This window comes from Mesorhizobium sp. M0633 (genome assembly GCF_040320645.1).
GTDB lineage: Bacteria > Pseudomonadota > Alphaproteobacteria > Rhizobiales > Rhizobiaceae > Mesorhizobium.
On record NZ_JAMYQC010000006.1, the window covers coordinates 163953 to 175625 of the forward strand.

The following is an 11673-nucleotide window of genomic DNA, read 5'->3' on the forward strand; positions in this document are numbered from 1 at the left end:
GAAAGCGCGGCGGAACCTGAGCCCCGCCGCACCGTTTCGAAGGTTCCAGGATCAATAGATCTTGGAGAACTTTTCGATGTTCGACTTGTCGAACTGGAATGGCGGAGCCATCGCAGCCGAGTTGGTGTCGTCGAGCGTGACCTTGCCGACGCGGCCGATCGACAGCGTAGCACCGGGCTTGGCCTCTTCCTTCTTCACCGCCAGGTCGTGGGCGAGGTAGACGGCGGAGTAGCCGAGATCGATCGGGTTCCACAGCGCAACCGCCTGGCTGGCGCCATTGTCGATGAACTTTTTGAACTCCGACGGCAGCGCCAGGCCGGTGACGTTGACCTTGCCGATCAGGCCCTCGTCGGTCACCACCTGCGCGGCGGCAACGACGCCGACCGTGGTCGGTGCGATGATCGCCTTGAGGTTCGGATAGGACTTCAGCAGGCCCTTGGCTTCGTCCGTGCTCTTGGCCGAGTCGTCGTCGCCATAGACGGTGGCGACGAGCTTGATCTTGGGGAACTTCTCCGGCAGCACCTTCTTGGCCGCGTCGATCCAGGCATTCTGGTTGGTCGCGGTCGAAGAAGCCGACAGGATGGCGACATCGCCGCCTTCCGGCAGGTAGTCGGCGGCCAGCTTGATGATGGTCTCACCGATCAGGTTGGTATCGGAGGGGTTGAGGTGAAGCTGGCGTCCTTCCGGCGCGACGCCTGAATCCCACGAGATGACGGTAATGCCGCGCTGCATCGCCTTCTTCAGCACTGGCACCAGCGCGTCGGCGTCGTTCGCCGAAATGGCGATGGCATTGACCTTCTGGGCGATCAGCGAATTGACCACTTCGATCTGCGCTTCGGCGGTCGCCTTGGTCGGGCCGGTGTAGATGATGTCGACATCGCCGAGCTCCTTGGCCGCCTCTTCGGCGCCCTTGTTGGCGGCGTCGAAGAAGCCGTTGCCGAGCGACTTCACCACCAGCGCGATCTTGACGTTTTCGGCGTAGGCGGCATTCACGAACATGGCGGCGGAGAACGCCGCCGTAACCATCAATTTCTTCAGAAAGCTCATCGAATATCCTCCCTTGAGCGTTGCATTCCATCGCCGCTGCGGGCGTGAGTGGTTCTCAGGCCTGCAGCGAAGATTCTTCCTTGTTGGTTGCCGTTGTGCGGGCGATGATCAGCGTCACGCCGGCGGTCTCCAGCATCTTGGCTTCGCGATCCTCGATGGCGTCGTCGGTGATCACCGTGGCGATGCGCGACAGGCCGCACAGGATCAGGCTCGAGCGTTTGCGGAACTTCGAGGAATCGACCAGCACCACCAATTCGTCTGCCTGGTCGATCAGTTTCTGCTCGGCCTGGATCAGCAGCGGGTCGCCTTCCATAAGACCGAGCGGCCCCAGCCCTTGCGCGCCCATGAACATGCGGCGCGCGTAGAAATTGCGCGTCACGTCATTGTCGAACGGCGACAGGATGATGTTCTGCTCGCGGTAGATGGTGCCGCCCGACAGCATCACCGTGTTCTTGGAGTGCCTGAGCAAGTGCTCCGCGATCGGGAAGGAATTGGTGAAGATCGGCATGCGGCGGCCGGTCAGGAAATGCACCATCTGGAAGGTGGTGGTGCCGCCATTGATGATGATCGGCTCGCCGTCCTTGCACAGATCCACGGCTTCCCGCGCGATTGCCCGCTTCTGCGAAGCGTTGATGGTCTCGTTGACGGAAAAGGGCCGGCCGGCAAGGCCGATGAACTGCGGCGGCGAAAGCGCCTCGGCGCCGCCGCGCACCCGGCGCAGCCGTTTTTGCACATGCAATGCCGCGATGTCGCGCCGGATCGTCGCCTCCGACGACTCCGTCAGGTCGACCATCTCCTGCACCGTCACCACAGGCTTTTCCTGGACGGCGGACAGAATGATCCTGTGGCGCTCTTTCTCGTGCATGGTTCCTCCCTGCCTGAGCATCTAGGCACCCAAAGCGCGCAGTGTCAATCATTTCCGATCAGATAATTTCATTGTGCAATGCAATATGATTGATGTTGATCGTTTGTGATTGACAAGACCGCCGCTTGCGTAGAAATTCGTACAAAAGGGACCCGCGCCGTTTGCGTGTCCCAAAGGGAGGATACCTATGCTCGACAAGCGCTCCGGCACGCGCCTCGCCAATCTTTGGGATGACGCAAAAGCGCAAGCAATGAGCGAGCCCGAACGTCTGGTCTATCGCTCGAATGTTCTTGGCTCCGACAAGCGCGTCACCAATTATGGCGGCGGCAACACCTCCTCCAAGATCTGGCAAAACGATCCGCTCACCGGCGAGAGCGTGGAAGTGCTGTGGGTCAAGGGCTCGGGCGGCGACAGCGCCTCGATCAAGCTCGACGGCTTCGCCACGCTCTACATGGACAAATTGCGCGCGCTGAAAGGTCTCTATCGCGGCCTCGAACATGAAGACGAGATGGTCGGCTATCTGCCCCATTGCACCTTCAACCTCAACCCGCGCGCGGCTTCCATCGACACGCCGCTGCATGCCTTCGTGCCGAAGCCCTATGTCGACCATATGCATCCCGATGCCATCATCGCCATTGCCGCCGCCAAGGATTCGCAGGCGCTGACCAAGGAAATCTTCGGCGACACGATCGGCTGGCTGCCATGGAAACGTCCGGGCTTCGAGCTCGGCCTATGGCTGGAGAAATTCTGCCGCGAAAACCCCGAAGCCAAGGGTGTCGTACTGGCCAGTCATGGCCTGTTCAGCTGGGGCGACACGCCGAAGGAATGCTACGAGACGACGATCTCGGTGATCAACCAGGCGATCGACTGGTTCGAGCGCAAGAGCCATGGCAAGCCGATTTTCGGCGGCGAAGTCGTCAAATCCCTCGATGCGCCTGCGCGTCGCGCCGTGGCCGCAAAACTGATGCCGAGGATCCGTGGCCTGATCTCGGAGAACAGCCACAAGCTCGGCCATTTCGACGATTCCCCTGCCGTGCTCGAATTCGTCAATTCCAGGGATTTGCGGCCGCTGGCGGCACTCGGCACGTCCTGCCCGGACCACTTCCTGCGCACCAAGATCCGGCCGCTGGTCATCGAGTTCGACCCCCAAAATCCCGACGTCGATGCCGTCATTGCCCGTCTTGCCGATGATGTGGCGGAGTATCGCGTCGGCTATCAGGCCTATTATGACCGCTGCAAGCACGCCGACTCGCCTCCGGTGCGCGACCCTAACGCGGTGGTCTATCTGATGCCGGGCGTCGGCATGTTCACCTTCGCCGGCGACAAGGCGACGGCGCGCATTTCGGGCGAATTCTACGTCAACGCCATCAACGTCATGCGCGGCGCCTCGACGGTCTCGACCTATGTCGGCCTGCCCGACCAGGAAGCCTTCGACATCGAATACTGGCTGCTCGAAGAGGCAAAGCTGCAGCGCCTGCCGAAACCAAAGGCTCTTGCCGGCCAGATTGCGCTGGTCACCGGCGGCGCCGGCGGCATCGGCCGGGCCACCGCCAACCGGCTGCTGCGCGAGGGCGCGTGCGTCGTGCTGGCCGATATCGACGAAGCAGCCCTTGCCAGCGCCAATGACGAGCTTGCCAAGGCCTATGGCAAGGATTTCGTGCGGCCCGTAGTCATCAACGTCACGTCCGAGGATCAGGTGATCTCCGGCTTTGCCGAAACGGCGGTCGAATTCGGCGGCATCGATATTCTGGTCTCCAATGCCGGCCTGGCCTCCTCGGCGCCGATCGAGGACACCACGCTGACGCTGTGGAACAAGAACATGGACATCCTGTCGACCGGCTATTTCCTGGTTTCGCGGGAGGCGTTCCGGCTGTTTCGGGCGCAGAAGATCGGCGGCAACGTCGTCTTCGTCGCCTCCAAGAATGGGCTTGCCGCATCGCCAAACGCCGCCGCCTATTGCACTGCCAAGGCCGCCGAAATCCATCTGGCACGCTGCCTGGCGCTGGAAGGCGCGGAAGCGCAGATCAGGGTCAATGTCGTCAACCCCGACGCTGTGCTGCGCGGCTCGAAGATCTGGACCGGCGAATGGAAGGAACAGCGCGCCGCCGCCTACAAGATGTCGACCGACGATCTCGAGGAGCACTACCGCTCGCGTTCGATGCTGAAGCGGTCGGTGTTCCCCGAAGACATCGCCGAGGCGATCTATTTCTTCGCCTCCGATATGTCGGCCAAATCGACCGGCAACATCATCAACGTCGACGCCGGCAACGCACAGAGCTTTACGCGATAAGCAGTCGTTTGAGGGTTGGCGCCGACGCCGGAGCTTTACCCTTCTCCCCGTCACCATACGGGGAGAAGGTGCCGGCAGGCGGATGAGGGGCAGCGCCAACCGAACGCATTTGGGAGGAAACTTTAGTGTCCGAAACCATCATCTCCGCCGATGTTGTCGAGAAAGACAATGCCGCGCGCAACGCCAATCTCAAGCGCGACTACGAGTCTCTCGGCGAGCGCCTCGACCGCCGCGGCATCGCCATCGACGCCATCCGCGACAAGGTCGAGAAATTCGCCGTCGCCATCCCGTCCTGGGGCGTCGGCACCGGCGGCACCCGCTTTGCCCGCTTTCCCGGCGCCGGAGAGCCGCGTGACATTTTCGACAAGATCGAGGACTGCGCCGTCATCCGGCAATTGACGCAGGCGACGCCGACCGTCTCGCTGCATATTCCCTGGGACAAGGCCGATCCGAACCGGCTGAAGCAGGCGGCATCCCGCTTCGGCCTCGGCTTCGACGCCATCAACTCCAACACCTTCTCCGACGCCAGGGACCAAAAACTTTCCTATAAATTCGGCTCGCTGTCGCATGCCGATGCAGCAACACGCCGGCAGGCGGTCGAGCACAATCTCGAATGCATCGAGATCGGCAGGACGCTGGGCTCCAAAGCGCTGACGGTATGGATCGGTGACGGCTCGAACTTTCCCGGCCAGGTCAATTTCGCCAAGGCATTCGAGCGCTATCTCGACGCGATGAAGGAGATCTATGCCGGACTGCCGGACGGCTGGAAACTGTTCACCGAGCACAAGATGTACGAGCCGGCCTTCTATTCGACCGTCGTGCAGGATTGGGGCACCAACTACATCATCGCCAAAGAGCTTGGCGACAAGGCGTTCTGTCTGGTCGACCTTGGCCATCACGCCCCCAACGTCAACATCGAGATGATCGTGTCGCGACTGATCCAGTTCAAGAAACTTGGCGGCTTCCATTTCAACGATTCGAAATACGGCGACGACGATCTCGACGCCGGCTCGATCGATCCCTACCGGCTGTTCCTCGTCTTCAATGAACTGGTCGATGCCGAGCTTTCAGGTGCAGAAGGGTTCGATCCGGCTCACATGCTCGACCAGAGCCACAACGTCACCGACCCGATCGAAAGCCTGATGCTGTCGGCAATTGAGGTGCAGCGCGCCTATGCTCAGGCGCTGCTGGTCGACCGCAAGGCGCTCGAAGGTTTCCAGGACGCCAATGACGCGCTGATGGCGACGCAGACGCTGAAGATAGCCTATCGCACCGACGTCGAGCCGATCCTTGCCATGGCGCGGCTGAAGACCGGCGGCGCCATCGATCCGGTCGCCGCCTACCGCGCCGCCGGCTACCGAGCGAAGGTCGCAGCCGAACGGCCGGCGGTGGCGAGCGTCGGCGGCGGGATTGTTTGATGTTGGGGGTGAAAATGAAAAACCCGCCACGAAGGGCGGGTCGTTGGAGCCAATTAGCACCACACTCAAATTAGTAGCATAGCTGCCGGCACAAAGCAAGAACAAAATTGCTGTAACGTGAAAATTCTGGGAGCCGCGATGAAGCGTGGCCTTGTTTCCAACGCTGCGGCGCTCAGAAGTAACGGCATGGATCCTAGGGTCTCCGCGACGTCGCTTCGCTCCTGCTCCGCCCTAGGATGACGAAGGCGTGAGGGCCTACAGCTAATCGCAGATGTTGGGGATTGGCGGCTGATGGCAATGGCAAACGTTGCAGGCTGGCGGCTGCTGGCAAATCGCAAACTTTCGGGATTAGCCGATCCCTCCCTCCCTTCGTCATCCTAGGGCGGAGCAGGAGCGAAGCGACGTCGCGGAGACCCTAGGATCCATGCCGTTGCAGTCGCCGAAGATTGCAACGGCGGTTGCGAGGCGAACCGGCACAGGCGTGCGAACCCTCCCGATTCTTTCGATCTTCGCAGTAGACTCAACCGCTCCAAGCGCGTTTCCTAGGCCTACCCCACGCCTCGGAGGACGGCCATGCACAACACCCGCCGAACCCTAATCGCCGTAAGCCTTTCCCTCACCCTGACCTTCGTACCCTTCCTCGCCTATGCCGCCTCGCCGCAGCCGGCGAAGGGCGAGCACGGCATGGTGGTGACCGCCCAGCACCTTGCGTCTGAGGTCGGCGTCGAGGTGCTGAAGCAGGGCGGCAACGCGGTCGATGCCGCCGTCGCCGTCGGCTATGCGCTGGCCGTGGTCTATCCGACCGCCGGCAATATCGGCGGTGGCGGCTTCATGACCATCCGCTTCAAGGACGGCCGCTCGACCTTCCTCGATTTTCGCGAGCGCGCGCCGCTGGCCGCGACCAAAACCATGTATCTCGACAAGGACGGCAAGCCGGTAAAAGGCGCCAGTCTCGACGGCTATCTGGCGGTCGGCGTGCCGGGCTCGGTCGCTGGTTTCGAAATGGCGCGGGAGAAATACGGCACGCTGTCGCGGCAGGACTTGCTGGCGCCGGCCATCCGCTTTGCCAAAGAAGGCTTCGTGCTGGAGCAGGGCGATGCGGCCTCGCTCCAGGGCGGCGCGGAGCGGTTGGCCAGGGACCCAGCGGCGGCGGCCATTTTCCTCAAGCCGGACGGCAAGCCTTATGCTGTCGGCGAGCGCCTTGTTCAGCCCGATCTCGCGGCTTCGCTTGCCGCCATTTCCGAACGCGGGGCGGATGCCTTCTACAAAGGCGCGACCGCCGACGCCATCGTCAAGGCGAGTGGCGAGAAGGGCGGCATTCTGGCCAGGGCTGATTTCGAAAACTATGCGGTGCGCGAGCTCAAGCCGGCGACCTGCAATTACCGCGGCTACGAGATCATTTCCTCGCCGCCGCCGAGCTCCGGCGGCGTCATCATCTGCGAGATCCTCAACGTGCTTGAGTTCTATCCGTTGTCCTATCTCGGCGCCGGTTCGGCCGAGACGGTTCACGTCATGGTCGAGGCGATGCGCCACGCCTATGTCGACCGCAATTCGGCGCTCGGCGATCCCGGCTTCATCGACAATCCGGTCGCAAAACTGCTCGACAAGAATTACGCCAGGGAAATTCGCGAAAAGATCGATCCGTTCCGGGCCGGCGTCTCGCAGGAATTGATGCCGAAGGGCTTTGGCGAGAGCAACGAGACGACGCATTTTTCGATCATCGACAATGACGGCAATGCCGTCGCGGTAACCTACACGCTGAACGGCTCTTTCGGCGCCGGCGTTGTCGCCGCCGGCACCGGCATCCTGCTCAACAACGAGATGGACGATTTCACCCAGAAACCCGGCGTGCCCAATCTCTATGGCCTCGTCCAGGGCGAGGCGAATGCGATTGCGCCGAAAAAGACGCCGCTGTCGTCGATGAGCCCCACCATCCTCGCCAAAGACGGCAAGCCGTTCATGGTCATCGGCAGCCCCGGCGGTTCACGCATCATCACCATCACGCTGGAGGCGATCGTCAACGTCGTCGATCACGGCATGAACATCCAGGAGGCCATCGACGCACCGCGCATCCATCACCAGTGGCTGCCTGACACGGTCTATATCGAACCCTTCGGCCTGTCGCCCGATACCGAAAAGCTGCTTACCGGCATGGGCTACCGCCTCGATCTTGCCGACACGACCTGGGGCCAGGCGGCCGGCATCCTGGTCGGCGGCAAGAGCCTGGCGGAAATCGAGAAGGGTGGCGGCGCCCGCTACAATGGCGCCATCGACAGCCGCGCCGCAGCCGGCAAGGCTATCGGGTATTAAACCCCAAAAAGTGGGAACCGGTTTTCGGATAAGATCATGGTCAACAAGAAGATTGCGCCTTGCTTCAGGTGACCAGCGCGATTGTCGACGCAATCAGCATCAGCGCCGCGATGCCGACGAACAGCGCGTAGATGCGCGGCCGGTCGAGCAGAAGCGCATTGCCGGATATCCATGCTGCAGTGGCGCCACCAAGCGCGAAAAAGAAGGTGCTGCGGCGCCCGAAGCTCAAGCCGGCAGCCATCAGGCCACCGATGATCAGGGCGCCGAACACGATGATCACGGCGACTGCGTATTTTTCGAAATCGTTGCTGCCGGCGCTCGGGCCGATTGCGTTCAACCTCGACAGATCGTCCGGATCGAACGGGCTGGTCGACCCATATTCGTCTTGACCGACAGGCTCATGCATTATTCGTTCTCCGCAAACCGACAGCAAATCATCAAGCCTCGCCGAGCGCAACCGCTCGCCGAATGTGATCGGCACGGTGTTCAACACTTTCTGGCGGCGGCTTGCCAGAGATTTTTGAATTCGCGCTTGGATCGCCGCCCCGCTGCGCGGCCTGGTCAAGCGCTTTGCCCGAGCTGAATCTTCATGCCGCCCTGGCCAAAGACCGCGTTGCCTGAACGGAAGCCCCAAGCACCGCCTGTGCGGAGTCGGCCTGCCTTTCATCGACATGCGCCAGCACCAGGATCACACCTTGTGCGGCATTCGTCTGGCCTGGCTGCTTGCCGGTACCGGACGATGTCCCGAAAAGCCTGCCGGCAACGCAGCCGAAGGCTGCACCGACGAGGGCCGATGCCAGCCATCCCGCGCCGAGGGGATCAATACCGGGGATATCGAAGGCGCCGAGGCCGGCCAACAAACCCGCCGCCGCGCCAAGGGCGGCACCGGTGCCTGGACCGCGCAAGACGGCGCCGATTTCGTCATCATAGGGTCCGATGATACTGATCTGGTGGCGCGCAATTCCTGCCGCCTGAAGTGCTTCGACGGCACGCGCCGCCTGGTCATGGGAATCAAAAAGTCTGCTGATTGTTCGCATTGAAACTGCCTGTGAGGCCCCCCGGCCCTCGACGGTACGGCGGGTTCCTGCTGAGCGACGACGCCGAGGAACCGCCTAACGCATACGTCGCCCGCCGCTCATTTACGAGCGGCCGGCGACGACTGCCCGAGCTTTCACGTCACTCGATGATCTTGACGATCTTGCGCGTGCCTGGGTCGACGACGACGGTGCGGTTGTCGACGATGACATAGCGGTATTTGACGCTGGGGACTTCATGAAGCTCGACGGTATCGGGAAGCGTTGAGCCGATATTGAGCTCCACCCCAGGGATTTTCACCGAGGCCAGCGGCTGCTTCTTCACGTACTCCTTGATGACCGTTTCCTGCTGCGGTTCGATGACAACGTCTTGCGCCGCAGCGGCGCCGATGCCTGCCAGCAGCAAAAATCCCGCCACCGCGGTGGAAAGATGCATTCTCATGGTCGTCTCCTTTGCGAACTCGGTCCGCTCTTCGCGCCAAGGCTCACTCGAACGGAAGGCAGCTGAAAACGTTCCGTCGACGGGGCTTCGGTCCCGCCCGGCAGGGACCAACCGACGTGTTGCCGCAGGACCTAAGTCTGATCCTTGCGCGCAAAGGGTGGGTTTGCCGCGTGATCCGGAACCGCCGCGGCACCTAGCCGTTGCTGGCTGCACGTTCCGGGAGGATTCCATGGAAAAGGTCGACGGTTGCTCGCACCGATCCTGGCTGTTTCCATTCCGATCGAACCCGGCATCTGCGCAGCCCTGTCCCTTCCTGCGCCGATAAGGGTTCGCGCGTCACTTTGTGGCGGGCGAACCCTCAAATTGCTGCGTGCACCAAAGTTGACCCCCTGAAGCGAAGAGAAGGGGCGAGGAGAGCGGAAATGCCCGACGACAAGAGCAAGCGAGACTTCAGCGACCGCAATCGCGTTTCGGCGGATGAATATTATGAGGTCGAACATTTCGCGCGGCAAAATGGTGTTTCGCCCAGCCAGGTGAGCAAGCTGATCAAAAGGACCGGCGGCGACCGGATGATCCTCTCGCAGGCGGTGAAGGCATTGCGCGAGCGCAAGTGAGCTGGCGGCGAAGCCAACGGTGGAGAGGCACTGATCGCGATCGGCCGAGATCAGGCCAGCTATCGACAACGTGCCCGGATGCCGCCGCTTCGGCCAAGCGCAATGCCCCGCTACTTCTTCGATTCCGATGAAGACGGAATCGTCTATTCCGACGATCAGGGAACGTTATATGACGATCTCCCGCTGGTCAGGAAAGAAGCCCTTCGCACATTGGCCGAGATGGCCAGGGATGGCCTTCCTCATCGCAGGATTGCAGTCAAGGTCCGGGACGACCGTGGCGGTCTGGTCCTTGAAGTGGCTTTGACCTTTGCCGTTGAAACGCGGCACTTCGACGAGCGGATTTTCCAGATCGACTTGCGCACGAACTGACGGCTCGATCATCATCGCGCCGTCCATCATCAGATTTCTGGTGCAGCGGCATCTTCCCCTGGCACGGAACATTAGAAGTCTCTAATTGTTATCTTAAGCAGCGGGAACCTCCCAGGATTCTGCTGCAGATCGGGTGCAATCCGATCGGCCCGCGCCCTCCGCCAGAGGCGCGGGCTTCGTTTGTTTAGCCGATGCGCAACGCCGTTCGGCGGCAGCATATTGGAGACCTGCGGGAGCAGTAGTAGCATCTGTCGCTACCGCGGCGCCCTGGCGCCCAGGCAACGGAGCCCGTCGTCCGACAGGGCGGCGGGCTTTTTTGACGCGGGTCGGTCATCACGCAATCGATGGAATTCTGGCCGGCGCCGCTTCGTGTGGCATGGGGTAAGGTGCCCTGACGCAGCGCCGGCCAAGCGGAAATCAGGTCCGCCGCAGCCAGATAGTAGCCGCGCTGGCGCAGCAGGTAATTGCGTGATCGCGGAAGCCGCACCATTGCAGAGCCCTCCCCAGCAGTTCGGCCTGCCCAGCGGCTGACCCGAGGCATTCATTCATTCTGACGATGCACCGGACGCCCCGACGGCGGAAATTGGACGCCGCGCTCGCTCGCGACTATGGCGGCCGGCGGTATTCCCTGCAGATTTCGGACGAAAGGCCATTCTACCCTTGTTGCGCCTGGATTCTTATCAGATCGTGGCAAGGATTGCCTTTCCGGCCGCGTTTGCCGGCGTTCTGCTGTTCGCCCTTCTGCCGGAGCGGCTCTTGCAGGGTCTTGGCCTGGCTTTCACGTTTGATCACGACAAGCTCAATCACGCCGCCGCCTTCGTCGTCCTGGCGGCTCTCGGAAGTCTCGGCTGGCCGGAACGCAAGGCGAAGCTGATCGTACTCCTCGTTCTCACGGGTGCGGCGATCGAGGGGCTTCAGGCCGTGCAACTGATAGGGCGCGACCCGGATTTATTCGACTGGGTGGCCGACTGCGCGGGAATCGCGTGCGGACTGATGGTTGCAGGCTGGACAAAGCGGCTCGCCGGCGGATTGCCATAGCTCGAAAGCGCATAACGGAATCGGCGCGCCCGTGCCCCAATAAGGGGAAAATGGCCGGCGCCACTTGGGGGGCGCGTTGGGGTAAGTTGCCTGATGGGGCGCCGGCCAGGCGGAAAAATTACGTCCGCCGCAAAGTAACATAGCAGGAACGGCAATGCGCGGCAGTAGCGTGATCGCGGAAGGTCCGCGCTCGCGCCTCCGGTGCGGTGACCCGTTTTGGGTCAACAATTCTGGCACCTGAATTGC

Annotated in this window: 11 protein-coding genes; 6 read left to right on the forward strand and 5 right to left on the reverse strand. The window is 61.9% G+C overall.

Going from position 1 to position 11673, the window contains the following annotated elements; translation table 11 throughout:
• Positions 1-51 precede the first annotated feature (51 nt).
• Positions 52-1047: a rhamnose ABC transporter substrate-binding protein gene (rhaS, locus tag NKI47_RS08555; protein ID WP_352448664.1), complete on the reverse strand. Its 996-nt coding sequence runs from the start codon at positions 1045-1047 to the stop codon at positions 52-54.
• Positions 1048-1102: 55 nt separating this feature from the next.
• Positions 1103-1912, reverse strand: coding sequence for a DeoR/GlpR family DNA-binding transcription regulator (locus tag NKI47_RS08560; RefSeq protein ID WP_023677380.1), 810 nt, complete (start codon positions 1910-1912; stop codon positions 1103-1105).
• Positions 1913-2099: 187 nt separating this feature from the next.
• On the opposite strand from NKI47_RS08560, the gene NKI47_RS08565 reads away from it, so the two are divergent.
• The 3 genes from NKI47_RS08565 (at position 2100) to ggt (ending at position 7930) form a co-directional block, all read left to right on the forward strand.
• The gene (locus tag NKI47_RS08565; protein WP_023677381.1) at positions 2100-4202 is read left to right on the forward strand and encodes a bifunctional rhamnulose-1-phosphate aldolase/short-chain dehydrogenase; all 2103 of its coding nucleotides are present in this window, start codon (positions 2100-2102) and stop codon (positions 4200-4202) included.
• 125 nt (positions 4203-4327) lie between these two features.
• Positions 4328-5620, forward strand: a complete 1293-nt coding sequence (gene rhaI / locus NKI47_RS08570; protein WP_023677382.1) for an L-rhamnose catabolism isomerase — start codon at positions 4328-4330, stop codon at positions 5618-5620.
• Between the two features lie 573 nt (positions 5621-6193).
• Positions 6194-7930, forward strand: coding sequence for a gamma-glutamyltransferase (ggt, locus tag NKI47_RS08575; RefSeq protein ID WP_023677383.1), 1737 nt, complete (start codon positions 6194-6196; stop codon positions 7928-7930).
• 64 nt (positions 7931-7994) lie between these two features.
• On the opposite strand, the gene NKI47_RS08580 is transcribed toward ggt, so the two are convergent.
• The 3 genes from NKI47_RS08580 to NKI47_RS08590 all read right to left on the reverse strand — a co-directional run bounded on the left by NKI47_RS08580 (position 7995) and on the right by NKI47_RS08590 (position 9406).
• Positions 7995-8336, reverse strand: coding sequence for a hypothetical protein (locus tag NKI47_RS08580; protein ID WP_292663955.1), 342 nt, complete (start codon positions 8334-8336; stop codon positions 7995-7997).
• A 181-nt stretch (positions 8337-8517) separates the two neighbouring features.
• Positions 8518-8967, reverse strand: a complete 450-nt coding sequence (locus NKI47_RS08585; protein ID WP_352589188.1) for a hypothetical protein — start codon at positions 8965-8967, stop codon at positions 8518-8520.
• Between the two features lie 139 nt (positions 8968-9106).
• The gene (locus NKI47_RS08590) at positions 9107-9406 is read right to left on the reverse strand and encodes a DUF1236 domain-containing protein (protein ID WP_352457747.1); all 300 of its coding nucleotides are present in this window, start codon (positions 9404-9406) and stop codon (positions 9107-9109) included.
• A gap of 422 nt (positions 9407-9828) precedes the next feature.
• On the opposite strand from NKI47_RS08590, the gene NKI47_RS08595 reads away from it, so the two are divergent.
• The 3 genes from NKI47_RS08595 (at position 9829) to NKI47_RS08605 (ending at position 11427) form a co-directional block, all read left to right on the forward strand.
• Positions 9829-10020 (forward strand): DUF3606 domain-containing protein, encoded by a 192-nt coding sequence (locus tag NKI47_RS08595; RefSeq protein ID WP_352589194.1) that lies wholly within the window; start codon positions 9829-9831, stop codon positions 10018-10020.
• A gap of 102 nt (positions 10021-10122) precedes the next feature.
• Positions 10123-10389 carry a DUF6894 family protein gene (locus NKI47_RS08600; protein WP_352448669.1) on the forward strand — a complete coding sequence of 89 codons (267 nt, stop codon included), beginning with the start codon at positions 10123-10125 and terminating at the stop codon, positions 10387-10389.
• Positions 10390-11049: 660 nt separating this feature from the next.
• Complete coding sequence (locus NKI47_RS08605; RefSeq protein WP_352571657.1) at positions 11050-11427, forward strand: VanZ family protein; 378 nt, start codon at positions 11050-11052, stop codon at positions 11425-11427.
• Positions 11428-11673 lie beyond the last annotated feature (246 nt).